The organism is Thermotoga sp. 38H-to (assembly GCF_011057665.1).
In the GTDB taxonomy this organism is placed as follows: Bacteria; Thermotogota; Thermotogae; order Thermotogales; family Thermotogaceae; genus Thermotoga.
The window spans coordinates 311199-336617 of the sequence record NZ_LNFZ01000001.1 but is presented as its reverse complement, the minus strand read 5'-3'; the positions used below and the strand labels follow the sequence as shown (position 1 = coordinate 336617).

At 45.7% G+C, this 25419-nt stretch carries 27 protein-coding genes; 12 read left to right on the top strand and 15 right to left on the bottom strand.

What is annotated here, in order from left to right; translation table 11 throughout:
* Positions 1–35 precede the first annotated feature (35 nt).
* From rplU to rpoD, 8 genes are all read left to right on the top strand, one after another.
* Positions 36–350, top strand: coding sequence for a 50S ribosomal protein L21 (gene rplU, locus AS158_RS01705; RefSeq protein ID WP_008195075.1), 315 nt, complete (start codon positions 36–38; stop codon positions 348–350).
* Positions 347–631 carry a ribosomal-processing cysteine protease Prp gene (locus AS158_RS01700; RefSeq protein ID WP_008195077.1) on the top strand — a complete coding sequence of 95 codons (285 nt, stop codon included), beginning with the start codon at positions 347–349 and terminating at the stop codon, positions 629–631. The genes rplU and AS158_RS01700 overlap by 4 nt, the downstream gene beginning before the upstream one ends.
* Positions 621–872, top strand: a complete 252-nt coding sequence (rpmA, locus tag AS158_RS01695; RefSeq protein WP_004081742.1) for a 50S ribosomal protein L27 — start codon at positions 621–623, stop codon at positions 870–872. The genes AS158_RS01700 and rpmA overlap by 11 nt, the downstream gene beginning before the upstream one ends.
* A 4-nt stretch (positions 873–876) precedes the next feature.
* On the top strand, positions 877–1428 hold the full coding sequence (locus AS158_RS01690; RefSeq protein ID WP_012896450.1) for an ECF transporter S component: 552 nt from the start codon (positions 877–879) through the stop codon (positions 1426–1428).
* Complete coding sequence (gene rplM / locus AS158_RS01685) at positions 1421–1870, top strand: 50S ribosomal protein L13 (RefSeq protein WP_038034528.1); 450 nt, start codon at positions 1421–1423, stop codon at positions 1868–1870. Before AS158_RS01690 ends, rplM begins: the two co-directional genes overlap by 8 nt.
* Before the next feature lie 20 nt (positions 1871–1890).
* Positions 1891–2295 carry a 30S ribosomal protein S9 gene (gene rpsI, locus AS158_RS01680; protein WP_165304390.1) on the top strand — a complete coding sequence of 135 codons (405 nt, stop codon included), beginning with the start codon at positions 1891–1893 and terminating at the stop codon, positions 2293–2295.
* A gap of 450 nt (positions 2296–2745) precedes the next feature.
* On the top strand, positions 2746–4443 hold the full coding sequence (gene dnaG, locus AS158_RS01670) for a DNA primase (RefSeq protein ID WP_011943815.1): 1698 nt from the start codon (positions 2746–2748) through the stop codon (positions 4441–4443).
* Between the two features lie 5 nt (positions 4444–4448).
* Complete coding sequence (rpoD, locus tag AS158_RS01665; protein ID WP_011943816.1) at positions 4449–5672, top strand: RNA polymerase sigma factor RpoD; 1224 nt, start codon at positions 4449–4451, stop codon at positions 5670–5672.
* Positions 5673–5687: 15 nt separating this feature from the next.
* Here the strand turns inward: rpoD and mfd are convergent, their stop codons facing one another.
* Genes mfd through AS158_RS01610 form a run of 11 tightly spaced genes read right to left on the bottom strand, consistent with a single transcriptional unit; the run spans position 5688 to position 18160 of the window.
* Complete coding sequence (gene mfd / locus AS158_RS01660) at positions 5688–8369, bottom strand: transcription-repair coupling factor (protein WP_038052946.1); 2682 nt, start codon at positions 8367–8369, stop codon at positions 5688–5690.
* Positions 8362–8784: a tetratricopeptide repeat protein gene (locus tag AS158_RS01655; RefSeq protein WP_004081726.1), complete on the bottom strand. Its 423-nt coding sequence runs from the start codon at positions 8782–8784 to the stop codon at positions 8362–8364. Before AS158_RS01655 ends, mfd begins: the two co-directional genes overlap by 8 nt.
* The gene (locus AS158_RS01650) at positions 8771–10360 is read right to left on the bottom strand and encodes a hypothetical protein (RefSeq protein ID WP_004081724.1); all 1590 of its coding nucleotides are present in this window, start codon (positions 10358–10360) and stop codon (positions 8771–8773) included. Before AS158_RS01650 ends, AS158_RS01655 begins: the two co-directional genes overlap by 14 nt.
* A 4-nt stretch (positions 10361–10364) precedes the next feature.
* On the bottom strand, positions 10365–10955 hold the full coding sequence (plsY, locus tag AS158_RS01645) for a glycerol-3-phosphate 1-O-acyltransferase PlsY (RefSeq protein WP_165304389.1): 591 nt from the start codon (positions 10953–10955) through the stop codon (positions 10365–10367).
* Positions 10956–10959: 4 nt separating this feature from the next.
* Positions 10960–12279, bottom strand: coding sequence for a ribosome biogenesis GTPase Der (gene der, locus AS158_RS01640; protein WP_004081721.1), 1320 nt, complete (start codon positions 12277–12279; stop codon positions 10960–10962).
* A gap of 3 nt (positions 12280–12282) precedes the next feature.
* Positions 12283–13914 (bottom strand): 30S ribosomal protein S1, encoded by a 1632-nt coding sequence (locus AS158_RS01635; protein ID WP_165304388.1) that lies wholly within the window; start codon positions 13912–13914, stop codon positions 12283–12285.
* On the bottom strand, positions 13901–14728 hold the full coding sequence (gene ispH, locus AS158_RS01630; RefSeq protein ID WP_004081718.1) for a 4-hydroxy-3-methylbut-2-enyl diphosphate reductase: 828 nt from the start codon (positions 14726–14728) through the stop codon (positions 13901–13903). The genes AS158_RS01635 and ispH overlap by 14 nt, the downstream gene beginning before the upstream one ends.
* Positions 14725–15387: a (d)CMP kinase gene (gene cmk / locus AS158_RS01625; protein WP_165304387.1), complete on the bottom strand. Its 663-nt coding sequence runs from the start codon at positions 15385–15387 to the stop codon at positions 14725–14727. Before cmk ends, ispH begins: the two co-directional genes overlap by 4 nt.
* Position 15388: 1 nt before the next feature.
* Positions 15389–15721: an STAS domain-containing protein gene (locus AS158_RS01620; RefSeq protein ID WP_004081714.1), complete on the bottom strand. Its 333-nt coding sequence runs from the start codon at positions 15719–15721 to the stop codon at positions 15389–15391.
* Position 15722: 1 nt separating this feature from the next.
* On the bottom strand, positions 15723–17462 hold the full coding sequence (gene aspS, locus AS158_RS01615; RefSeq protein ID WP_165304386.1) for an aspartate--tRNA ligase: 1740 nt from the start codon (positions 17460–17462) through the stop codon (positions 15723–15725).
* Positions 17456–18160 carry a translation initiation factor eIF-2B gene (locus tag AS158_RS01610; RefSeq protein ID WP_165304385.1) on the bottom strand — a complete coding sequence of 235 codons (705 nt, stop codon included), beginning with the start codon at positions 18158–18160 and terminating at the stop codon, positions 17456–17458. Before AS158_RS01610 ends, aspS begins: the two co-directional genes overlap by 7 nt.
* Before the next feature lie 199 nt (positions 18161–18359).
* Here AS158_RS01610 and AS158_RS01605 point away from each other — a divergent pair, with 199 nt between their 5' ends.
* The 4 genes from AS158_RS01605 to AS158_RS01590 are packed head-to-tail and all read left to right on the top strand — an operon-like array spanning position 18360 to position 22000.
* Complete coding sequence (locus AS158_RS01605; protein WP_008195097.1) at positions 18360–19115, top strand: DUF4912 domain-containing protein; 756 nt, start codon at positions 18360–18362, stop codon at positions 19113–19115.
* A gap of 4 nt (positions 19116–19119) precedes the next feature.
* A complete protein-coding gene (locus tag AS158_RS01600; protein WP_008195099.1) occupies positions 19120–20706 on the top strand; it encodes a 1,4-alpha-glucan branching protein domain-containing protein in 1587 nt (528 codons plus the stop codon).
* Positions 20703–21485 (top strand): 16S rRNA (adenine(1518)-N(6)/adenine(1519)-N(6))-dimethyltransferase RsmA, encoded by a 783-nt coding sequence (gene rsmA, locus AS158_RS01595; protein WP_004081704.1) that lies wholly within the window; start codon positions 20703–20705, stop codon positions 21483–21485. The genes AS158_RS01600 and rsmA overlap by 4 nt, the downstream gene beginning before the upstream one ends.
* On the top strand, positions 21470–22000 hold the full coding sequence (locus tag AS158_RS01590; protein WP_004081703.1) for a glycerol-3-phosphate responsive antiterminator: 531 nt from the start codon (positions 21470–21472) through the stop codon (positions 21998–22000). Before rsmA ends, AS158_RS01590 begins: the two co-directional genes overlap by 16 nt.
* Here AS158_RS01590 and AS158_RS01585 read toward each other — a convergent pair.
* Genes AS158_RS01585 through AS158_RS01570 form a run of 4 tightly spaced genes read right to left on the bottom strand, consistent with a single transcriptional unit; the run spans position 21957 to position 25368 of the window.
* A complete protein-coding gene (locus tag AS158_RS01585; protein ID WP_004081702.1) occupies positions 21957–22352 on the bottom strand; it encodes a CoA-binding protein in 396 nt (131 codons plus the stop codon). The two genes, AS158_RS01590 and AS158_RS01585, sit on opposite strands and share 44 nt — an antisense overlap.
* A complete protein-coding gene (locus AS158_RS01580; protein WP_004081696.1) occupies positions 22303–22719 on the bottom strand; it encodes a DUF1667 domain-containing protein in 417 nt (138 codons plus the stop codon). The genes AS158_RS01585 and AS158_RS01580 overlap by 50 nt, the downstream gene beginning before the upstream one ends.
* Position 22720: 1 nt before the next feature.
* Positions 22721–23932 carry an FAD-dependent oxidoreductase gene (locus AS158_RS01575; RefSeq protein ID WP_008195104.1) on the bottom strand — a complete coding sequence of 404 codons (1212 nt, stop codon included), beginning with the start codon at positions 23930–23932 and terminating at the stop codon, positions 22721–22723.
* Positions 23929–25368: an NAD(P)/FAD-dependent oxidoreductase gene (locus AS158_RS01570; RefSeq protein WP_008195106.1), complete on the bottom strand. Its 1440-nt coding sequence runs from the start codon at positions 25366–25368 to the stop codon at positions 23929–23931. The genes AS158_RS01575 and AS158_RS01570 overlap by 4 nt, the downstream gene beginning before the upstream one ends.
* Between the last annotated feature and the right edge of the window lie 51 nt (positions 25369–25419).

The following is a 25419-nucleotide window of genomic DNA, read 5'->3' as shown; positions in this document are numbered from 1 at the left end:
GCACTTGTATACCATGTGATTGGGAGGTGAAGGTGTTGTACGCCATCGTAGAAACGGCTGGCAGGCAGTACAGGGTCGAAGAAGGAAAGATTCTCTACACTGAAAGGCAGAAAGACTACTCCCCGGGTGACGAGATCGTTTTCGACAGAGTGGTGTTCGTCAGGAAGGACGGAGAGGTGCTCGTCGGAAAACCTTATGTTGAAGGAGCTAAGGTTGTAGGGAAGGTTCTGGAACACGCCAAAGCCAGAAAGGTAAAGACTGTGAAGTACAGACCCAGAAAGAACAGTAAGGTGGAAAAAGGTCACAGACAGTGGTACACCGCCATCAAAATTGAAAAGATTGAACTATGATAAAAGTGACTGTGACTAATTCTTTTTTTGAAGTAACAGGTCATGCACCAGACAAAACACTGTGCGCTTCAGTTAGTCTTTTGACGCAGCACGTGGCGAACTTTCTGAAAGCCGAGAAAAAAGCGAAAATAGAGAAGGAATCCGGTTATCTGAAAGTGAAATTTGAAGAACTCGAAAACTGCGAAGTGAAAGTACTAGCAGCCATGGTGAGGTCTTTGAAAGAACTCGAACAGAAGTTTCCTTCTCAGATCAGAGTGGAGGTGATCGACAATGGCTCATAAAAAGAGTGGTGGTGTTGCGAAGAACGGTAGAGACAGTCTTCCAAAATATCTGGGAGTCAAAGTGGGAGATGGTCAGATTGTCAAAGCAGGAAACATCCTCGTGAGACAGAGAGGAACAAGATTTTACCCCGGAAAAAACGTTGGTATGGGAAGAGATTTCACTCTGTTCGCACTGAAGGATGGCAGGGTGAAGTTTGAAACGAAAAACAACAAAAAGTATGTGAGCGTTTATGAGGAGTGAAAGAGTGAGCAGCATAAAGAAAATCTCCTTCGTGGGGATTTTCTCAGCTCTTGCAACTCTGGTGATGTTTTTGGAGTTTCCGATATTTCCACAAGCGAGTTTCCTGAAGTACGATCCCAGTGAAATACCGGCGCTCATAGTGAGTTTCTTGCTGGGGCCCGGGGTCGGCATGTTTGTCGTCCTGGTGAAGGACATTCTCTTCTTCCTTATGAAGTCCGGTGATCCTGTGGGAATCGCGATGAACGCTGTGCTGGGAATGTCCTTTGTGGGAATAGCTGGCCTCATTTATCACAGAAACAAGAGCAGAGCAACGGCAATAAAAGGCATGATTGTCGCTACACTTTTCACCACAGCGTTCGCTCTGGGGTTGAATGCTCTCATCGTGCCGCTTTACTTCAAGGCTCCGTTCGAACTTTATCTAAAATTTTTCCCGTTCATACTGGCTTTCAATCTGGTGAAATTTGGAATCGACTCGTTTGTGACGTTCTTTGTTTACAAGAAAGTGTCCAGTATCTTTAAACTGGAAACAGTGGAAGGGAGGAGCAACAATGGCTAGGTACTTTCCTGTTCAGAAGACAACTACGATAAAACCCGAAGAGGTTGAAAGAAAATGGTACGTGGTGGATGCTTCCGGGAAAGTTCTCGGAAGACTCGCGACACGCATAGCGAAGATACTGATGGGGAAACACAAGCCCAATTACACTCCGCACGTTGACACGGGGGATTACGTCATCGTTGTGAACGCTGACAAGGTGGTCCTTACCGGAAAGAAGCTCGATCAGAAGGTTTATTACTGGCATTCTGGTTATCCCGGAGGTCTGAAGTCTCTGACAGCAAGGCAGATGCTGGAAAAACATCCCGAAAGACTCATATGGCTCGCTGTCAAAAGGATGCTTCCGAAGAACAGACAGAGCCGAAAAATGCTCAAGAGACTCAAAGTTTACGCGTCGCCCGAACATCCACATCAGGCACAGAAACCTGAGCCTATTGAACTGTGAAAAAATGAGGAGGGAGAAGGATGTCTGAAGTGATAGGATACTACGGAACGGGAAGAAGAAAGACTGCTGTTGCAAGAGTTTATTTGAGACCGGGAGAAGGAAAAGTGAAGGTCAATGGAAAAGAATACGAAAGCCTGAATGACTATTTCAAAAATCCTGCGTGGACAAAACATGCGATAGAGCCTCTCGAAGTAACCAACACACTTGGCAAATTCGATCTTGTCATAAGGGTTAACGGTGGAGGTTTGTCTGGCCAGTCCGGTGCCGTGAGGCTTGGCATCGCCAGAGCCCTCCTTCAGTACGACCAGAAGCTGAGGCCTGTTCTCAAGAAATACAAGATGCTCACAAGGGATCCAAGAGAAGTGGAAAGAAAGAAGTACGGCTTGAAAAAGGCAAGAAGAGCTCCTCAGTTCTCCAAGAGATGATTTTGCTGGCAGCAGACAATCGCGGGGTCCGGTTCTCCCGGACCTCTCTTTTTCTGTTTATCGAACAAAGTGCAAAGAAAGCACCATAACGCAAAAGTGCCTCGTCTAAACTCATCAAGAAAGAGTTCCCGCAAATCAAAGATAAACTTTTCTGCTTTGAGGTTCTTAGGGAGCAATCTCAAAGGAAGGATAAGGATGCTCAAAACCTACAAATTTTGTATCTACCCCACGAAAGAACAAGAAAAAAAACTGGCTAAACATTTTGATCACACCTTGCGAAGAATTTGGCCAGGTATGGCTTGATGCCATCAGTAGGGGGGAGCCGTTCGAATTCATGCCCGTGGACCGTGCTCTGGCGGAACCCAAAATGGGTCTACGAGCCATCACGGGTTGAAGCGGGAAGCGCACCTTATGTAAGGTGTGGTAGTTTACCAACCGAGGAGTGAGAGTGTGATTCCTCGAGAGGTCATCGAGGAAATAAAAGAAAAAGTTGACATCGTAGAAGTCATTTCAGAGTATGTGAATCTCACCCGGGTAGGTTCTTCCTACAGGGCTCTCTGTCCCTTTCATTCAGAAACCAATCCTTCTTTTTACGTTCATCCGGGTTTGAAGATATACCATTGTTTCGGCTGTGGTGCGAGCGGGGATGTCATCAAATTTCTTCAGGAAATGGAAGGGATCAGTTTCCAGGAAGCGCTGGAAAGACTTGCCAAGAGAGCTGGGATTGATCTTTCTCTCTACAGAACAGAAGGGACTTCTGAATACGGAAAATACATTCGTTTGTACGAAGAAACGTGGAAAAGGTACGTCAAAGAGCTGGAGAAATCGAAAGAGGCAAAAGACTATTTAAAAAGCAGAGGCTTTTCTGAAGAAGATATAGCAAAGTTTGGCTTTGGGTACGTTCCTAAGAGATCCAGCATCTCTATAGAAGTTGCAGAAGGCATGAACATAACACCGGAAGAACTTGTCAGATACGGTATCGCGTTAAAAAAGGGTGATCGATTCGTTGATAGATTCGAAGAAAGAATCGTTGTTCCAATAAAGAACGACAGTGGACATATTGTGGCTTTTGGTGGGCGTGCTCTCGGCAACGAAGAACCAAAGTATTTGAACTCTCCAGAGACCAGGTATTTTTCGAAGAAGAAAATCCTTTTTCTCTTCGATGAGGCGAAAAAAGTGGCAAAAGAGGTCGGTTTTTTCGTCATCACTGAAGGCTACTTCGACGCGCTCGCATTCAGAAGGGATGGAATACCAACGGCGGTCGCTGTTCTTGGGGCGAGTCTTTCAAGGGAAGCAATTCTGAAGCTTTCGGCGTATTCGAAAAATGTCATACTGTGTTTCGATAATGACAGAGCAGGCTTCAGAGCCACTCTCAAATCCCTCGAAGACCTCCTTGAATACGAATTCAACGTGCTTGTAGCAACCCCCTCTCCTTACAAAGATCCGGATGAACTCTTTCAGAAGGAAGGGGAAGGTTCGCTGAAAAAGATGCTGAAAAACTCACGTTCGTTCGAATATTTCCTGGTGACTGCTGGTGAAGTCTTCTTTGACAAAAACAGCCCCGCGGGTGTGAGATCCTACCTTTCTTTCCTCAAAGGTTGGGTCCAGAGGATGAGAAAGAAAGGATATTTGAAACATGTAGAAAATCTCGTGAAGGAAGCTTCGGCTTCTCTCCAGATACCAGAAAACCAGATTTTGAACTTTTTTGAGAGTGAAAAGTCTAACACTATGCTTGTTCATGGATCCAGGTCGTCAAAGGTTTACGATGAGGGAAGAGGACTTGCTTACCTGTTTTTGAACTACGAAGATTTGAGGGGAAAGATTCTGGAGCTGGACTTAGAGGTACTGGAAGATGAAAACGCGAGAGAATTTTTCAAGAGGGTTTCATCCGATGAAGATTTAAGCGAAGCTATAGAAAACTTTCCAAAAGAGTTGAAAGATTGGGTTTTTGAAACGATAGAAAGCATTCCTCCTCCAAAGGATCCCGAGAAATTTCTCGCTGACCTCTCCGAAAAGTTGAAAATCCGGCGGATAGAGAGACGTATTGCAGAAATAGATGAGATGATAAAAAAGGTTTCAAACGATGAGGAAAGGCGTCTTCTTCTCTCTATGAAGTTGGATCTCCTCAGAAAAATAAAGAGGAGGTGATCGGTATGGCGAAGAAGGAAAAAGTCACAATGAACGAAGAACAGCAGGTTCTTCAGGAACAGCACCAGGAGCAGACGCAGGAGCAGACACAGGAACAGAAAGAAACGCTTCCTCCTCAGGTAGAAAAACGTATAAAAAAACTCATCAGTTTAGGAAAAAAGAAAGGTTACATAACATATGAGGATATAGATAAAGCTTTTCCTCCAGACTTCGAAGACTTTGATACGAATCTGATAGAGAGAATACATGAAGAACTGGAAAAACATGGAATAAACATTGTGGAAAGTGAATCTGAGGAAGAAGAAATGAGTGTTCCCGGTGACGAACAGGAACTAGAAGAACTTTTGGAGAGAGAATCCCCTGAGATACACGATTCGAGCAACGTAAGGGATTCCATCAAGATGTATCTCAAAGAGATAGGAAAAATACCACTTCTAACACCAGCTCAAGAACGTGAACTCGCAAGACGAGCACAGATGGGCGATAAAAAGGCCAAAGAGAAACTAATAACATCGAATCTGAGGCTTGTTGTCAGTATAGCTAAGCGCTACATGGGACGCGGTCTTTCTTTCCAGGACCTCATACAGGAAGGAAACATAGGACTTCTGAAGGCGGTAGAGAAGTTCGACTGGAGGAAGGGTTACAAATTCAGTACGTACGCTACCTGGTGGATCAGACAGGCAATCACAAGAGCGATAGCGGATCAGGCAAGGACCATCAGGATACCTGTCCACATGGTGGAAACTATAAACAAACTGAACAGGTTGAGAAGAGAGTACTATCAGAAACACGGTGAAGAACCATCCATAGAAGAACTCGCAAAGATGATGGGCAAACCCCCAGAAAAGATAAAGGAAATACTCGAAGCAGCGAAGGAAACCATATCCCTGGAATCTCCTATAGGTGAAGATGAAGATTCTTCCATCGAAGACTTTGTGGCTGACGATTCCATAGCCTCTCCAAAGAAAGAGGCCATGAGGATGCTCATGAGGGAAGAGCTCGAGAAAGTCTTGAAAACTCTGAGCCCGAGAGAAGCGATGGTTCTGAGAATGAGGTACGGCTTGCTCGATGGAAAACCAAAAACGCTTGAAGAAGTTGGCCAGTATTTCAATGTCACAAGAGAAAGGATCAGGCAGATAGAAGTCAAAGCACTGCGGAAGTTGAGACATCCATCGAGGAGCAAGTATCTGAAATCACTGCTCTCTCTGATGGATGAAAACGAAGGGTGAGCCCTGCTCACCCTTTCATTTTTTCAGTAAGTCCATGAGAAACTCCACCGGATTCTCCCTGGTGTAGAGAACAACACTTCCCGACCGTCTATTGTATCTCGGATGATTCAAAAACGGCGAGTCTCTGTTTGGAAAGATTTCCACCATTGAGTGATCGAATCTGATCTTCTTTACTCCCAGCTTCGAAGCTCTGATCCTCAATCTGAAGTAATCAACGAGTAACTTCACTTCTTCGGGTGGTTCTCCGAATCTATCCCTCATTTCCTCCAGTATTTCCTCGAGATCTTCCTCATCAAGAGAGGATGCGAGTCTTCTGTAAAGTCTCAACCTCTCTACAGGATTCTGCACGTAATCTTCCGGTATGAAAAATCTGCCCGGGGGATTTTCTATTTCAACGTTCACAGAGTGTTTCTTTTCGATTCGTCTTTCTTTGAATCTCGTGATGGTCTCTTTCAAGATTTCGTTGTACAGTTTCAAACCAACGGACACAACGTTTCCATGTTGTTCCAAACCGAGGACATCTCCCACACCTCTCAGTTCCATATCTTTCAGTGCTATTTGAAGACCGCTTCCAAAGCCTGTGTAGGATTTAAGCACCTTCAGTCTTTCAAGAGCGCTTCTTGGAGTACCCTTCGGGTACAGGAAGTACGCAAAGGCCCTTCGGTCGCTTCTACCCACCCTTCCTCTGAGCTGATAGAGCTGTGAAAGGCCGTATCTCTGTGCGTCATCCACTATGAGTGTGTTTGCATTCGGTATATCAACACCATTCTCGATAATTGTGGTACACAGAAGAACATCGATGTTCCCGCGGTAGAACTCGTGGACAATTCTCTCCATGGTTTTTCTGGACATCTTTCCGTGGGCAACCGCTATTTCCAACTCCGGAAACATCCTTTTCAGTTTTTCGAAAACCTCCGGTAGTTCTTCCACGCGGTTGTGAACGTAGATCACCTGACCTCCCCTGTTTATCTCCCTGATCACCGCTCCCTTGACGAGATCATCGCTGTACTCTGCGACATAAACGTATACTGGTTTTCTTCCAGGGGGAGGAGAATTTATCACAGAAAAATCTTTCATTCCAGAGAGGGCCATGTGGAGGGTGCGTGGAATAGGTGTAGCACTCAGGGTTAGCACGTTCACCGAGAGTCTCAGTTTCTTGAATCTTTCTTTTTGCTCAACTCCAAACTTTTGTTCTTCGTCGATGATGACAAGACCAAGATCGGAGAATTCGATCCGTTCGTTCAGCAGAGAGTGTGTACCTATGATGATGTCTATTTCTCCCTTCTTCAGCTTTTCGATGATCTCCTTCTTTTCTCTCGCTGTTCTTGAACTGTCCAGGAGTTCCACTTTTACACCGAACGGTTCCATTCTCTCTTTGAAGTTCTCGTAGTGTTGTCTTGCCAGAACGGTGGTTGGGACGAGCACCGCTACCTGCTTACCAGATGCGACTGCACGAAACGCAGCTCGCAGAGCTACTTCTGTTTTTCCAACACCCGCGTCTCCGCACAGGAGCCTGTCCATTGGTTTTTCAGAGGCAAGATCGCTTAGTACTTCTTCTATACTCTGCTGCTGATCAGGAGTTTCAATGTATGGAAAAGATTCCGCGAATTTTTCTTCCAGTTCTGGGTCACCTGGAAGAGAAAGACCCTGGGCCTCCTGTCTTTTCATGTAAAGTTCAACGAGTTCTTTGATCTTTTTCTCGATGTCTTCTCTCACTTTCTTCAGTGTTTGTTTCCATTTTCCGCGGTTCATCCGGTCGAGTTTAACCTGCGAAGGATCACCTATATATTTATGAACTCTGTCGATCTTCTCGATGGGAACGTACAAAATTGCGTCTTCATATTTCAACTTCAAATAATCCCTCTCTCCGAGAACTCCCTTGAGACGAACAATCCCCTCGAAAATGGCTATTCCGTGCTCTCTGTGAACTACGAGCCCACCCTCTTCGATCTCATCGACATCCAGAATGGGCAGCGATTCTTTTTTCTCAACACGTGTTGATAGCGGTGCAGAACCCTTCTCAACGTTTTTGAGTATCACTTCGACTACTCTTTCATCGAAGAAGTCGTTGTAGCGTTCCTTCAAAAGGTCCCTCATTTCTTTTCTGAACTTTCTGTACTCATCCAGAACCTTTTGAAGATCTTCACAGATGAAGCGAGCATCTGTCTTTAAGAAATCAAGCAAGGTGCTTTCACCGTAGAAATCAACAAAAGGAAGTATCAGAGTCTTATCAACACCTTGGAATGAACGCTGGGTGTCTACCTTGAAGAAACGAATTTCTTCAATTTCGTCTCCAAACAGTTCTATCCTCACGGGAAAGTCGTTCCCTGGAGAGTAAATGTCGATTATATCTCCGCGAATGGCAAATTCTCCCACGTTCTGAACAGTGAAAACAAGTTCATATCCCATTTCGACGAGTTTTTCTGGGGACAGCGTGAGTTTTGTGGATCGTGCTATCATCAGGGAGTTTTCTCTCAGAAAATCGGGTGAGAACACCTTTTCGGTGAGCGCTTTCAGGGTAGTGGCTATCTTGAGGTTCTCCCCGTTTAGAAGCCTCCACAGGATTTCTATTCTTTTTCCTTTTATCTCGGGTGACAAAACAACATCTTCGAGAGGCAAAACATCTCTCGAAGGATAGAAAATGTATCCTTCTATATTCGAAAACCTTTCGTTCGGCAGCAGAAGAATCTCAACCATTTTTCATCAGGTCTTTTACAATCCTCTTCTGGTCTTCATCGAGTCCTTCCATGGGGTCTGGAAGGTTGAGCTTTATCTTACACAGGGCTTTCACTATCTTCACTCTGGGATCTGTCAATCCCTGTTCCTCGGCCTTTTCCAGCAGTTTCAGAGCCTCGAAAAATTTCCCCATCTGATAGTATGCGCTTCCCAGATTGAAAAGAACAACCGGATTTTTTTGATCTATTTCCAGCGCTCTTTTGTAGCTCTCAATAGCCTTTGCCAGAAGGTTCATTCTTCTGTAGATGTTCCCTATGTTGACCCAGACTTCTACTGATTGTTCTTTTTCGGCTATTTTCAAAAATTTTTCCAAGGCACTCTCCAGCTTTCCTTCTTCAAGTTCACGGTATGCTTCTTCAAATTCACTGGAGACCAAGTTCTATCACCTTCTTTGTGACGTATATGGTGTCTGAATAGTTCATGTCGGGTGTTTTGAAAGAAACGGAAATAGGAATGATCTCTTCGGTTATAGGCTTCACATAAGAAAAGCTGAAGACCCAGAGGTTATGTTTTAGGAAGTGGGGTTCACCGATGCCTCCTCCCGATCTGTAGCAAAAATCTTTCAGAGCTGCGCTCGCTTCAGGAGAGGTGTAGAGCTTGACGTTTTTGAGTTTCAAAACGGCGAGCTGTTCGTTTGAGAAGGTAATATCCGGGGGCACTACAACGCAGTATCCCTTTCGATCGTTTATCTGGTAGACTTTCTTAGAGAGAAACTCCTCATCGCTTATGTATACTGTGTATTCTCTCAGCTCGTGTGAAACTTCGAAGGGTACTCTTCCGCGCGCTTCGAAAAGATCTGAGAAGAGCTGAACCAGATCGATATCACGTCCAAAGGCATTCTCCACCCTCACGTACAGGAACATTTTGTCGACAGTCAATTCAAAAGAATCGATGTGAACAAAGATAGGTTCCGAGGACTTGAGAAGGGAGATCTCAATCGAGTTCTTGTCCCAGTTCATTCCAAACAGGTATGGATATTCGTACTCTATGTTCACGTACTGGGGAACCTGCCCTATTGTTTGAAGTTTTTTTCCATCGAAATGGAAGAGATTTCCAGACTGATCCAGGAGAAGATAAGAACCATCGTAAAAGATTTCAAAGGAACGTGTTGGAACGGGGAGAGGGATGTTTTTCTGTGATTCTGTATCCACGTTGATCACGATGAGAGAATTGCTCCAGGTGTCAAGAACGACAACCTGCCTGCAGTACACCTCCGCATCGACGATCAGGGGTTTCCCATCGATTGGTATTTCTCTCTTCAAACCGTTTTCTGAGATCAAAACGATTTTATCCACATCTGCCAGGGTAAACTCTCCAGAATTCAAAACACCTGCTCCTATCGGATTGAGAAACTTCCCTATTTCCTTTTCATTCTTGAAAACCCTTCCGTCTCTTGAGATCAAGAAGACGTTTCCGTCCCTATCGGTGAACACCTGCTCCGGTTGGAAAGATAAGTTTCTAACGGTGAAATTGAAACCATCGCTTTCGATAAGACGGTTGTTGACCGGATCAACGATGTATATACTCTCACCAAAAATTGACACATCCGTGGGTGTGAGAAAATATTCTATTCCATCTTTAAAACCCTGGAGTGTTTTTAACGTTTTCATGTTGAAAGAATCAGATTCTTTGTCCTGCAGTATGAATTCCAGATTGTTAACCAGCGAGAGCACTTCAGGCTGATCCGGTACGATAACAAGCAGGTTTTTCAGATCCTCGTAAGCCTCTCTCACTCTTCCTGTTTCTATCATCAATTTTGCTCTCAAATACCAAAACTCTGCGAGATTCTCAGCGGGGATGGGTTTGTAGAAGATCTCCTCTATCTTCTGCTGTGCGGAAGATATATCTCCCTTTGCCCAGTCTATGATCGCTTCTGAGAACATCTCTCTAACGCTTTGAGCGAAAAGAGCAGAAAAAGTTAGCAGAAACAAAAGCAATATCGTTTTTTTCACGTTTTCACCTCTTGAAGAGGTTTACCTTCCTTTCTGTACCGTTCAGGAGACGCTGGATGTTTTCGGAGTGTCTGAGAGTGGAAAGAACCGCGAGAATGAGAAACAGCATTCCCGTATCGTAGCCCTTGAGCAGATATCCCAGAAGAGCAGAAACGTAAAGAGCTACAAGAGATCCAAGCGAAGCGTATTTAGTCAGCATTACGATGACAAGCCAGGTCAGTGTGAACACTAGTCCCGTAGGCCACGAAAGACAGAAAATGATTCCAAGGGTGGAAGCGACTCCTTTTCCACCTTTGAACTTCATGAAAATCGGAAAATCGTGTCCGAGGACAATCGCGATCGCCGTGAGTGATACGATCTTCGAATCTCCTGAGAAAGTAATGGTAATGAACACAGGGAAAAATCCCTTCAAAGCATCCAGAAGAAGACAAATCCCTCCAACGGCAGGACCTGTGGTTCTTATAGCATTCGTCGCTCCAACGTTGCCACTCCCCACTTTTCTCACATCAATACCCTTCAGCCACTTCGGGATCAAGTAACTGAAAGGAATCGAGCCTATGAAGTAACCGAGAATCGGGAAAAGCCACCAGCCCACGATATCACCTGCTCCTCTTGAACTTCAAGAATATAGGAGATCCCTCGAACGGAAAAACGTAGTCCCTGATCAGTTTTCTGAGGAAAATCTTTTGTGGATTTTTTACCTTTTCTATGCTGTTCACAAAGAAGAGAAAAGTAGGCGGTTTTATGTCCACCTGAAGACCGAAAAAGATCTTGAGACCACGAGGGAGATTCGTGAACGCGAGCACTTTCTGAAGAGCCGAATTAATGGCACTGGACGGCACTTTCGTTGTGTAAGAAGCGTACGCTAAATTGATAGCGTCTATCACTCTGTCTATGTTCCAGCCTTTGTCAGCGGAGGTAAAGATAAGCGGACTGTAATCGATGAAATAGAGCTTCTCTCTGAATAATTTGGTGAATTCGTCGTACCTTTTTTCACGGTGTTCAACGAGATCCCATTTGTTGAAAACAACGACGCTGGCTCTCCCTCGTCTTTCCACAAGGCCGGCTATTCTCTGGTCCTGTCTTGTGATACCCTGAGTTGCATCAAGAACTATCACAACAACGTCCGCTTTTTCTATGCTGTCCACAACCCTGTAGTTGCTGTATTTTTCAACAGTCCTGGGTTCGACCCTGGATTTTCTCCTCAAACCAGCCGTGTCAACGAATACGTATTTTCTTCCGTCTATAAACACTTCGTCGTCAACGGGATCCCTCGTTGTTCCAGGTATCGGTGACACAAGAGCTCGTTCTTTGTTCAATATAGCGTTGAAGAGTGTGGATTTTCCCACGTTCGGTCGGCCAACGATGGCAACTTTTATTGCGTCGGTGATTTCGGGCTTTGATTCTAAATCCAGCCCTTTTTCTTCGAGCTTTTTGATGATCGTCTCCAGGAGAGTATCGAGATTTATGTTGTGCTCTGCAGAAACGGGTATTGGTTCTCCAAATCCTAAACTGTAAAGCTCCGGCTTCACTTCTCTTTCGAACTCTCTGAGATTTTCCGCTTTGTTCGCCACAAGGATAGTATCAACGGTGGATTTCCTGAGAAAATCGGCAAGCGATTCGTCTTCTTTTGTAATTCCTCTTTTTCCATCGACAACGAACAGAACGAGATCAGCTTCTCTGATCATGTTCAGGGTAACTTCCTTCATCTTTTGGGAAATGATGTCCTGTGGATTGTCGAAGACTCCACAGGTGTCCACGAGTTTAAAGGTTTTCCCGTACCACTCTACAGTATCTTGAACGGGGTCACGGGTGACCCCTTCTTCGTCTTCGACAATAGCCTTTTTCTTCTTTACCAGCTTGTTGAACAGAGTAGACTTTCCAACGTTTGGTCTACCAACTATCAGAACCGTCGCCATATTTCACTCTCCATTCTTTTTGAGAAGGTCTCCAATGGATTTCTGAGAGCTCTCCTTCTCCACCATTTTTTTGTACTCCTCTATGTTTTTCCTTTCTTCATACCGCTTTTCGCTCAGTATCATTCTTCCACCGAACACCTCGTCGGGATCTATTCTAAGAACGACGAGGTTTAAAGCTTTTCCCGTTTCAGGCTCGCTGAGAAGATGGTTGTTCGGCACGAAACCCTCCACATCGTACTCTTCGACTTCCACTACCACTCCCGAGTTCACGATCTTCTTTATGGTTCCACTCACGATGGAATCTGGTTTCAACTCTTTGAGAGCACGTTCCCAGGGATTTTCCTGTGTTCTTTTTATGCTGAGAGTGATCTTTCTGTTCTCTTTGTCTATCTTCAAGATCTTCACTTTCACCTTTTCGCCGATCTTTAGAATTTCTCCAGGTTCATCAATTCTTTTCCATGAAATTTCAGAGACGGGAACGAATCCTTCAACACCTTCTTCTAACTCGACAAAAGCTCCCTGTTTTATGATTCCCGTCACCTTTCCTGTCACCACGTTGTTGACATTGTACCTGTCTTCGATGTTTTCCCATGGATCTCCCTTTGCCTTTCTGTAGCTCAAAGTGAGTTTTCTGTTTTCTTTGTCTACATTGATAACTTCAACCTTCACCAGATCTCCAACACTCACCACTTCTTCAAGACTTTTTCTTGCGTTCCCCCAGAAGACTTCAGACCTTGGCACAAGTCCTTCCACGCCGGGCTCCAGTCTCACAAAAAATCCGAACGGATGAATCGAAGTCACTTCTCCACTCACCACTTTTCCAACCGGATACTTCTCTTCCACTTTTTCCCACGGATCGGGCATGAGTTTCTTCAAACTCAGGATGACATTCTTTTTCACCTTGTCCAGTTCGATTATCTTCGCTGTTATGTTCTGGCCGGGTTTCACTATGTCTTCAGGAGATATTCTGGTGTCGTAGCTGAGTTCGCTCCTGGGAATGAATCCCCTCACTCCCTCTGAAATTTCAACTTCGACACCTGCGTTACTGATCCCTTTCACGGTACCTTCTACGATGTCTCCCACTTTCTTCTCTGAGAAGAACTCCTTGATTTTCCTATCCTGGAGAGCTCTTCGCGAAACAACGATTCTTGGTCCCCGTCTCGTCTGAGCCATTTCCAAAATGATGACTTCTATTTCTTTTTCAGGCATGGGATCGTTCCTTCTGAGGAGGGAGTGTGATCCTGGAAGAAAAGCAGAGACTACTCCTTTCAGTAAAACGTTGTATCCTCCTTTCGTCTGCGAAACGATGCGGGCTTTCACAGGTTTCTTTTCTTCGTAATCTTTTCTCAACTCTTCAAGCGTTTTTCGAAGAACTGGTCTCCTCTCCGAGAGAATAGATCTCTCTTCGTAGTTCAGATTCAGTATTTGAAGGGTGAGATTCTCACCCACTTTGTACTCATCTAAGGATTTGATCAGTTCGTTCTCCGGTACGAATCCCTCGCTTTTTCCCCCGAAGTCCACCACCACACCATCGTCTTCCTTGCCGATAACCACACCTTTTACAATCTGTCCTCTTCTGAACTCCTCAGGTTCGTACTGGCTGAGGATTTCATCGTTGAATTCAAATGGTTCCATCTCTCTTCCCCTCCATCTCTTTCAGTTTTCTGACAACGTTTTCTATCAGAGAATTGGGTGTAGAAGTACCGCTGAACACACACACCGTACCATATTTTACTACGTCCGCTGGTAATTCGTCAGGTGATTCTATCCAGATCGTCTTTGAGTGTTTTGAAGCGATTCTGAAGAGTTTTCCTGTGTTTGAACTGTGCTTTCCTCCGACCACTATGGAAAGATCACAGATCTTTGAAAGCTCCTCCACTTCCCTTTCTCGGTTCACAGTTACGGGGCATATGGTGTTGAGGAAAACGGCTTCTTCGAATTCGTTCATCCTGATCATCGCTGCAACGAACTCTTTATATTCTTCGAGCGAAGAAGTGGTCTGAGAGAGAAAGACCACCTTTTTTTCTTCGAGCTTGAACGGAACTTTCGTGACGATGGCAGGAGCGTATCCTCTCAGTGCCACCATTTCCGGGTGGTCTTCTTTTCCAAAAACGATGACTTTCCTCTCTTTGGCATATCTTTGAGCGGTTTTGAACAGTTGAGAAACTATGGGACAGGTGAGATCGACGACCTCTGGAAAGATCTTTTTCAGTTCTTCGAGTCTATCTTTCGGGATACCGTGAGCCCTTACAACGAACACCTCTCCATCTGTCATCTCCGAAGACACTTTCAATCCTTTCTTTGTCAGTTGCTCCATCACCTGTTTGTTGTGGACTATCTCACCATCTGTTACCACTTTCTTTCCTTCATCGAGTAACTCCTCCACGGTTCTTATCGCTCTTTCCACTCCAAAACAAAAACCGATATTCTTTGCCACTACTATTTTCAAGTGTTCATCCTCTCCCTGACCAGTTTTAGGATCCTGTCGAGCACTTCTTCCACACTCATACTGGTTGTGTCTATGATCACAGCATCTTCCGCTGGTTTCAATGGGGCTACGTTCCGTTTGGAATCCTGCTCATCCCTCGAGATGAGCTCTCTTTCAACTTCTTCTTTTGTGACCTTTAGACCTCTTTTCTGGTACTCTTTCAACTTTCTCTCTACGCGCGCTTCCAGAGACGCTGTGAGAAATATCTTCAAGTGAGCGTTTGGAAGCACAACCGTTCCTATATCCCTTCCCTCGACCACGATGTTTTTGTCGTCACATATTTCCCGCTGGATTCTGACCAGGTGCCTTCTCACAACTTCAAGCCTGGCAAAATTTGAGGCAAGAACCCCCGCCTCTGGACTTTGAATCTTTTCTGTGTAATCTTCTCCGTTGATGTAGACTCTTCCGTTCACATAGTCTATCTTCAGATCTTTCAGCGCGTTTTCGATCTCTTCTTCAGCGGAAGAGGGACTGAGCCCTTTTTCGTGCAGATAAACTGCAACGGCACGGTACGTTGCTCCCGTGTTCAGATGATCGAAACCGAGTTTTTCAGCAAGAAGCTTTGCTATTGTGGACTTTCCAGACGCTGCGGGACCGTCTATTGCTATTTGAAACCCCATTTCACGCCTCCTCCACTGTATCGGTGATTTTGAAGATCTTATCGAGATGGGTAAGTTTTAGTATTCTCGATATGCTTTCTTTCAGTGAGCTGAGGATGAACTCCTTTCCGTTGATTTTCGCGTCCTTCAAAATCACAACGAGTGTTCCAAGGCCCGCGCTGTCCATGTAGGAGACAGACGAAAGATCGAGAACGATCTTCTTCTTGCTGGTGGTTGAGATGAAGTTTCTAAGCTGTTCCTTCAACTCCGAAGAATTGTAAGCGTCTATGTCCCCCTGCACTCTCACAATGGCTTTGTCATCCTGTTCAACGATATCGAGTTTGAGGTTGTTCATGTTATCCCTCCTCTATTCTAATTCTGAGTTCTCTGAGTTGCCTTTCATCAACTTCAGCGGGGGCTCCCGTCAAGAGGCACACACCGTTTCCTGTTTTTGGAAACGCTATCACTTCTCTTATAGAACTCTCACCGGCTATGATGCTCACCAATCGATCCAGTCCGAAAGCTATCCCGCCGTGCGGCGGAACGCCGTACCTGAACGCTTCGAGGAAGAAGCCGAATTTTTTCTGTGCTTCCTCTTCACTCAACCCAAGAAGTTCGAAGATTTTCTCCTGAATATCTCTTCTGTGAATCCTGATGCTTCCTCCACCGACTTCGTAACCGTTGATGACGAGATCGTAGGCTTTCGCCCGGACCTTTGTGTAATCATCACCTAAGGTTTCCAAAACGGGCATTGTGAAGGGGTGGTGCCGCGCCACAAATCTTTCTTCTTCCTCGCTCCACTCGAAGTATGGAAAATCAACTACCCAGAGTACGTCGAATCCTTTTGCAAGGTGTGAGAAATACTCTTTTCCGATTTCCAGCCTCAGCGTTCCAAGGGCTTCGTTGAGGAGGTTTCTATCAGTGTGGGCCGCTATGAGACAGACGTCTCCTTCGTTCATATTTTCCGTCTCTGCGATCTTTCTGAATTCTTTTTCGAGGTGTTTCAGGTGTGGTGACGTGATTCCACCGTCCAATTTGAACCAGATGAGTCCGCCGAGACCGAGTTCTTTCATTCTTGCCATGAGTTCTTCGCCTTTCTTTCTGCTCATCTCCGAAGCGAATCCGGGAACGATGAAACCCTTCACACTTCCTCCTTCATTGAGGACGTTCCTTATCACCTTGAACTCCGTGGTCTCAAAAGCGTATCCAAAATCTCGAAGTTCCATTCCGTATCTTCTGTCTGGCTTGTCTGTTCCATACTTTTCCATCGCCTCGTCGTACGGAATTCTGTCGAAGGGAACCTTGAGATCGATGCCAGAAGATTCTTTGAACACTCTTGAAACCATTCCTTCGCTCACATTCAGTACATCTTCCACATCGACAAAGGACATCTCCACGTCAACCTGGGTGAACTCCGGTTGCCTGTCTGCTCTGAGGTCTTCGTCCCTGAAGCATCTGACTATCTGGAAGTATCTGTCGAAGCCGGAGATCATCAGAATCTGCTTGAAGAGCTGAGGAGATTGAGGCAGCGCGTAGAACTTTCCGGGTCTGAGTCTCGAAGGTACGAGGAAATCCCTCGCCCCTTCCGGAGTGCTTCTTGTGAGAAAGGGAGTTTCTATTTCAAGGAAACCGAGTTCATCGAAGTAATCTCTGATGATTTTCGATATTCTGTATCTCAAAATGATATTTCTCTTCATTCTCTCGGAACGAAGATCTATGTATCTGTACTTGAGTCTCATTTCTTCTTTAGGTGTTTCTCCAGGATAAAAAGGAAGCGGATCGGCAAGAGACAGGATCTCTATTCTTTCGGCGACGACTTCTATTTCTCCTGTTTCGATGTTCGGATTTTCCGTCCCTTCTGGCCTTTTTCTCACGGTTCCCTCAACCAGAACGACGGATTCTCTTGTGAGTTCATCTACAACACTGTAAGCCTCATTGTTCACATCGCACACGATTTGAGTCTCACCGTATCTGTCTCTCAGGTCGATGAATCTCACACCACCGAGATCTCTGATCCTGTCCACCCATCCGCACAGCTTCACTTTTTTTCCTTCGTCTGTTGATCTCAGCTCTCCACACGTGTGAGTTCTCAGCATAATGTCCCTCCCTCAGGGTCGGTTATTATCGCCGTTATCAACTCAGACGGTACCACTTCAAAAAGATTTGTATCTTTCAGCTTCTTCGAACCGAATTTGAAGGGATCCGCCACAACGAAGAACGGTTTCCTCAACTCTTTGCTCAGAATGGCCACGGTGGTGGTTCCCACTTTGTTTAAAACATTCCCCGATTCGTCCACGTAGTCGGCTCCCGTCAAACAGACGTCAACCATTCTGAGAATCCTGTAGGCCAGCAGATCTTCTACAGGTTCAGCGCGAAGGTGTATCTTCCTCAAAGATTCTACCAGTATTTTTCCCTCTCCGCCCGGGTGTGACTCGAGAACGAAAACCATAGGAGGTCTGGCTTTACGAAACACCTCCAGCAGTGTTTTGCTGTTGCTCAGCGTGAGAATTTTTTTATTTTTGAAAAAATTCGACGCGTAGTCTGTAGTTCGAGCGAAGGATTTCTCCACAGCTCTCTCGAATTTCTCCAGTTCTTTCAGGGAATGATTTTCCAGAAAAAAAGCCAGTTTCTCGAGAACGGCCATGGGTTTCTCTTCACAGAAAATGCCTATCTCTTTCGATACTTCCCCGGAGTCAAGCCTTTCAGAGTGATCTTTGAGAAATTTTAACAACTTTTCCAGAACTTCCTGGGATCCCTCTGTGTTCAATTCTTTCAAAAAACTCAAAACTTCCATAACCCCACCTCTATAGTATTCTACCCTAAACTCTTTCATTCTGGATTCGATAATTGTAATCGGTTGTTTTCAGCCATAAGACATGATTATCGAGAATTATCCGAAAATATCTCTTTGAATCTCTGAAAATCTCATGTTTACAACACAATCCATCTGTGTTATAATTTTTTAAAACGAAGATTAACTGGGGGGCGAAATCATGAAAGGAGAAGAGATACTGAAGTGGCTCGACTCAAATCCAAGTATTCAGGAGCTCAAAAGATTCGCCAAGAGCTTGGGTTTGAGAGTGAAAAAGGCCATGAAGAAGAAAGAAGTTATAAAACTCATCAAGGAACATGTGGAATCCGCTTTTTCAACGACAGATTCTTCCTCGGGTGTTTCGACGACCGTTCAAAGGAGAGAAGAGAAAGATCTAAATCTTCCTAAAACCTACGATAAAAACAAGCTCGTTCTCATGCCGGTTAATCCCTATGTGGTATTCGCTTACTGGGACTTCGATCAAAGAACAAGAGAGCTGATGAAACAAAAAGCCAGAGAAGGAAAGGCAGTGATCAGACTCTACGATGTGACTTTCATCATGTTCAATGGAACCAACGCGCACAGAACGTTTGAACACAGACTCGATGAACTCACGCTCGACGCGGGGAACTTCTATTTCAACGTTCCTATGCCGAGGGCAGATTATCTTTCGGAGATGGGTTACCTTGACGATGAGGGAAAGTTCGTTTCAGTGTTGAGGTCCAACGTCACCAGAACCCCTGCCGCTTCTCCTTCGACCTCTTCCAGAGAAAGATGGTACGACTTGAAAAACAAAAAGCGAACAGTGGTACTGTCTGAGGGAAGTCTAATAAAGCCTGTTGAGAAAATAAGAGGTGTTACCTCACCCGGATTTCCTTCCGGACAGGGTATGATGGCCCAGGGAATAATGTGGGAAATTTTCAGGAGCGGGAGGTAATCTCATGAGAGGAAAAATACTGATATTTCTGCATGCGCATCTTCCATACGTTCACCATCCTGAATACGATCATTTTTTAGAAGAAAGGTGGCTTTTTGAGGCCATAACAGAAACTTACATACCGCTTTTAATGATGTTCGATGAAATAGAAGATTTCAGGTTGACCATGTCGATCACTCCTCCGCTGATGGAGATGCTCTCCTCCAGAGACCTTCAGGAGAAGTACGAAAGACACATGGAAAAACTGATCGAACTCGCAGATAAGGAAGTGGAGAGAACTAAAAAGGAGCACCCGCTGAAGCATAAGATGGCTAAATTCTACCGTGAACATTTTGAAAAAATTCTGAATGTATTTCGCTCTTACGATGGAAACATCTTGGAGGGCTTCAAAAAATACCAGGAGACCGGAAAGCTGGAGATAGTGACCTGCAACGCCACACACGCGTTTTTGCCGCTCTATCAGATGTACCCAGAGGTGGTGAACGCTCAGATCACAGTTGGCGTGAAGAACTACGAAAAGCACATGAAGAAACACCCAAGGGGTATTTGGCTTGCGGAATGCGGATACTATCAGGGGCTGGATCTGTACCTTGCCCAGAACAACGTTGAGTATTTCTTTGTGGATTCTCATGCCTTCTGGTTCGCCGATGAACAACCCAGATACGGTGTCTACAGACCCATCATGACGCCAAGTGGTGTTTTCGCCTTCGCACGAGATCCGGAGTCGAGCGAACAGGTCTGGAGTGCAGCCGTTGGGTATCCTGGTGATCCAAGGTACAGAGAATTCTACAGAGATATAGGTTTCGACAGAGAGATGGAGTACATAAAAGATTACATAGACCCTTCTGGGGTCAGGATAAACACCGGAATAAAATACCACAGGATAACTTCGAAGAGTCTGGACGCTTCGCAGAAAGAATATTACGATATAGATCTGGCCATGGAAGCGGTGGAAGAACACGCGAGGGACTTCCTTCACAAAAAGGAAAGTCAGGCAAGAAGATTGATGGATATAATGGGTGTCGAACCGGTCATCGTTGCTCCCTTCGACGCTGAGCTCTTCGGTCACTGGTGGTTCGAGGGTGTGTTCTTCTTGAAGAGGTTCTTTGAACTGGTGAATGAATCAAAAGACCTGAAGCTCGTCACCGCATCCGAAGTTATAGACACTCTCGAAGAGGTTCAGATCGCCACACCCGCCGACTCGAGCTGGGGTGCCGGAGGATACTACGAAACGTGGCTCAACGGAACGAACGACTGGATCTACAGGCATCTCCACGAGATGATCGAAAGAATGATAGATCTTTCGAAAAAGTACTACAACAGTTCCGATCCACTCGTGGAAAGGGTTTTGAATCAGATGCTGAGAGAGCTATTTCTCGCACAATCGAGCGACTGGGCTTTCATCATGACTACAAGAACGAGTGTTCAATACGCGGAAAACAGAACGAAACTTCACATAAAGAGGTTTCTGAACCTCTACGATCAACTCGTTTCTGGAAGAATAGACGAAGAGATGCTAAGATACTACGAGTGGACGGATGCTATCTTTCCAGAGATAAACTTCAGGGTGATGGCGAGGGACGTGATTTGAAGACGTCTGATTATCTGAAAAAGTACGGTGTAAGATTGAAAAAACACCTGGGACAGGTCTTTCTTTCAGACGATAGAATAGCGAAGCGCATCGTGAAAGCGGCTGAACTGACTCCAGAGGATGTGGTGGTGGAGATAGGAGCCGGAGCTGGAACTCTCACGGAAGAACTCGCTAAGACTGGTGCGAGGGTCATCGCCTACGAAATCGATGAAAGTCTTGCTCCGATTCTTCAAGAAAGACTTTCGAAGTATCCCAATGTGGAATTGAGATTCGAAGATTTCCTGAAAGCGAAAAACGTTCCTGAAGGCGCAATTTGTGTGTCCAACATCCCCTACAACATAACAGGTCCCCTCATGGAAAAGATCATAGAATGGAAATTCAAAAGAGCCATCGTCATGATTCAGAAAGAGGTTGGTGAAAGGATCCTGGCGAAACCCGGAAAGAAAACGTACGGATACCTTTCGGTTGTGGTTCAGACGTTCTACGAGGTGAAAAAGCTCTTCGATGTTTCAAGATCCTGTTTTGTACCGAACCCTGAGGTTGATTCCACAGTTGTAGATTTGAAGAGAAAACCTGTGGATTTGGATTTCGAAAAATTCAAAAAATTCGTCTCGATGATATTCGCAAAAAAAAGAAAAACGCTCAAAAATAATCTGAGACCGTTTCTTTCTATCTTCGAGGGAGTAGATTTGTCAAGAAGAGCGGAACAGCTCACCGTTGAGGAGATCGTGGAACTCTATGAAAAATGGAGGAGAGCACTCGAATGTTCAAGGGGATAATAGCTGCGCTGTGGGATATGGATTCCATAGGAGAAATAGAACCCGATGTGGTCTTCCTTTTGAAGAGCGACATTTTGAATCTGAAGTTTCATCTGAAGATTCTCAAAGACAGGGGAAAAACCGTTTTTGTTGATATGGATTTTGTGAACGGACTAGGAGAGGGAGAAGAAGCGATTCTGTTCGTGAAAAAGGCCGGTGCCGATGGTATCATCACGATAAAGCCAAAAAATTACGTCGTTGCAAAGAAGAACGGAATTCCCGCTGTCCTCAGATTCTTTGCTCTCGACTCGAAAGCGGTCGAAAGAGGTATCGAACAGATAGAAACGCTCGGGGTAGATGTGGTGGAAGTCCTTCCAGGTGCGGTGGCTCCGAAAGTGGCCAGAAAAATACCCGGCAGGACAGTGATCGCCGCCGGGCTCGTTGAAACAGAGGAAGAAGCTCGCGAAATCCTCAAACACGTTTCAGCGATCTCTACAAGTTCAAGAATCCTCTGGAAGATGAAGTTTCTACCATGATACACTTTTCAGCGGAATATTCCACGTCTTTCAAAGAATCGAGGAATCTTTTGATCTCTTCTGAGAACGCTCCCGGTTGATACCAGAATCTTCTGAAACCCGCGTCGTACGCCTTCTTTGTTTCTTCAAGTGCGACTTCAGGTGGTACAACGAAGACTATCACATCGATGTTTTCAGGAAGTTCCTCCACGCTTTTGTAAACCCTGAAACCTTCTATCTCGTCGTACTTGGGATTCACCGGTAAAACCTCGAATCCCTTGGAAACCAGATCTTTAAGTATCACGTTTCCGTACTTTCTTGGATTAACCGTCGCTCCAACCAGTGCTATCTTTTTGAATTTCTTTGGATCCATTTTCTAACCTCCTCACCGTTCTTGTTACAACAAGATTCGCTCCTGTTCCAAAGAGATCTCTTAGAACAACATCACCGGCCTTCACGGGGGCTTCCACTTTGATTTCTCTAACTATCTTCATGAGTTCCGGTATGAATCTCTTCGGAATCGGTTTGTCTGTCTTGACGGATGCGAGTGGAAGCTCTCCGTTCAATACTCTGATGCTCGTTGGAACGACTCTTTTTGGATCTTTTATCTCATCCTTTGCGTATTCAACACCTCGTGGGCACCTGTTTCCTGTTATGGATTTTATGTGGCCGTCTTCAGTTAGCTCCACCTTAATTTTACACCCGATCGGGCACTGAACGCAAACGACATTTTTGAACATTTCAATTCACCTCCTCGACGGACACCACGATTTCATCGAGTCCTTCGAGATCCCTGTCGGAAATTTTCACCCTCAGCATCTCACTCGGCACGAGATCTTCGAATTCCCTTGCGAACCTTCCAACTACGAGTCTTCCTTTCTCCATGGGTTTCTTCACTCTCAGGTAGAGAGTGAGAGGTTCTGCAGGGGTGTACCAGATCGGATGAACCACCATCACGTTTTTTCCGGGTCTCACGGGAATCTTTTCTCGCGGGATCTCGCCTTTCACGAACTTTGCGGCGTACCGTCCCGCCGTCTCACCCTCGTAGCTCACGTAATCCACCAGATCGAAGATCACTGTGCAGTTTCCAGCGGAAAAGATCCAGTCTCTGGAGGTCTGGCCTATATTTGAAACTCCCACACCTCTGGAGGTCGGATTTTTCACCACCAGGTTTTCTATCAATTCCACCTGAGGAATGAGTCCAACGGACAAAACCAGCGTGTCCACTTTGAACACCCTCTCCGTTCTCGGAATGGGTCTGAACTGTTCATCCACTTTTGCGACCACGACTTCTTCCAATCTTTCTCTTCCTCTCACCTCAACGACTGTGCTGGAGAGGTACAAAGGTATGTTGTAGTCCTCAAGACACTGTATCACGTTCCTGAGGAGGCCTCCCGCGTACGGTAGACGCTCCACAACACCGACGACTTCCATTCCCTCGAGGGTGAGCCTTCTTGCCATGATGAGACCTATATCTCCGGAGCCCAGTATGAGAGCACGTTTTCCGGGGAGCCTGTTTTCTATGTTGATGAGTCTCTGGGCAACACCGGCTGTGAAGATACCGGAGGGCCTGTCTCCTGGGATCATGAGACTACCAAAAGGTCTTTCCCTGGCACCTGTCGCGTAGACGAGCGCTCCCACTTCTACTTCCTCTATGCCTTGTTCGGTGACGAGGATCACCCTTCTGTCCTCAACACGTTTCACATAAGCATTCGTCAGCGCTCTTATTCCCATCTTTTCCATCTTTTCCTGGAATCTTTCAGCGTACTCCGGTCCGGTGAGTTCCTGCCTGAAATAGTGAAGACCAAAACCGTTGTGTATACACTGGTTCAATATTCCTCCGGTTCTTTCGTCTCTCTCGACGAGAAGAACTTCCGCCCCTTCTTCTTTTGCTTTCAACGCCGCCGCCATTCCGGCAGCTCCGGCTCCTATCACCATCACGTCGACCCTCATTCTCTCACCTTCCCGTTCACAACCCAGCTGTTCTCCGATTTCATCTTTATTTCCGACATATCCACACCGAGTTCTCTCTCCAGAATCTTGAGAATTCGAGCCATGCAGAAGCCCCCCTGGCATCTCCCGAACATCGCTCTTGTTCTGAACTTCACACCGTCGAGTGTCCTTGCTCCTCTTCTGATAGCTTCTACTATTTCTTTCTCTGTCACTTCGTTGCAGAAGCAAACGAGTCTTCCCGCACGTGGATCTCTTTCTATTTCCCTTCTCCACTCTTCGAGTGGAAGTTCCGAATAGTGAACGATTCTCTTTCTTTCCGGTTTGAAGTCTTTTTTCTTCTCAAGAGGAATTCTCATTTTTTCCTGGATCAACTCTTCAACAACGTACTTTGCCACCGCCGGCGCTGCTGTGAGACCAGGAGATCTTGTTGCCATAACGTTCACGAAGTTCTTCACCGTCTCGCTCACTTTTATGAAGAAGTCTTTTTGTGGACTTTCCGGTCTCAGCCCTGAGAAGGTTTTCACCACGAGGGAGAAATCGAGGGAAGGTACAAGCCTTCTTGTGAATTCTCGAACTTTTTCGAGACCTTCTCTGGTGGTTATGGGTCTGTCTTTCATCTCTTCGGGAAGGTCTTCGGCAGTTGGTCCCAGAAGGATTCCACCATCGACTGTGGGAAGAACGAGTATCCCTTTCGAGATCTTAGTGGGTGTGGGGAATATGACCCTTTTGACCAGACCCTGAAGTTTCTTATCAAGGAGAATGTATTCGCCTTTTCTCGGATGCAGGGGAACGTACTCTGCACCGGCCAACTTTGCTATCTCGTCTGCGTGGAGCCCAGCGCAGTTTATCACGATATCCGCTTCGTATTCACCTCTGCTGGTGTGAACTTTCCTCACTCGACCGTTGACTTTCTCAAAGCCAACGACGCTTTCTCCAAGAACGAGTTTCAATCCGTTCTGGACGGCGTTTTCCACGGCTGCTATGGCAACCATCCATGGTTCTGTGATGCCAGCAGTGGGAGCGTAGAGGGCATATTTGACCTCTGGGTTCAGATTCGGCTCCATGGAAAGAACTTCGTCTCTTTCCAGGATGGTCAAACCTGGGACACCGTTTTCTTCGCCTTGTTTTAGGAGACGTTCGAGTTCTTTCAATTCCTCATCGTTGAACGCCACTACGAAAGATCCAATTCTTTTGAAATCAAAATCCAGCTCTTTCGAGAGATCTTCGTACATTGCATTGCCTGACGCGCAAAACTGTGCACGAACGCTTTCAGGTGGATCGTCGTAACCAGCGTGAACGACAGCGGAATTCGCCTTTGTCACACCCCAGCCCATGTCCAGATTTTTCTCTATGAGGGTCACTTCTAGGTCGTACTTAGTTAACTCTCGCGCTATCAGAGAACCAAACACTCCGCCACCTATGACGACAGCCTTCATCGTTTGCACCTCCTTAAACAAAAAGAGCCATACCCCACTCTCGTGGGATAT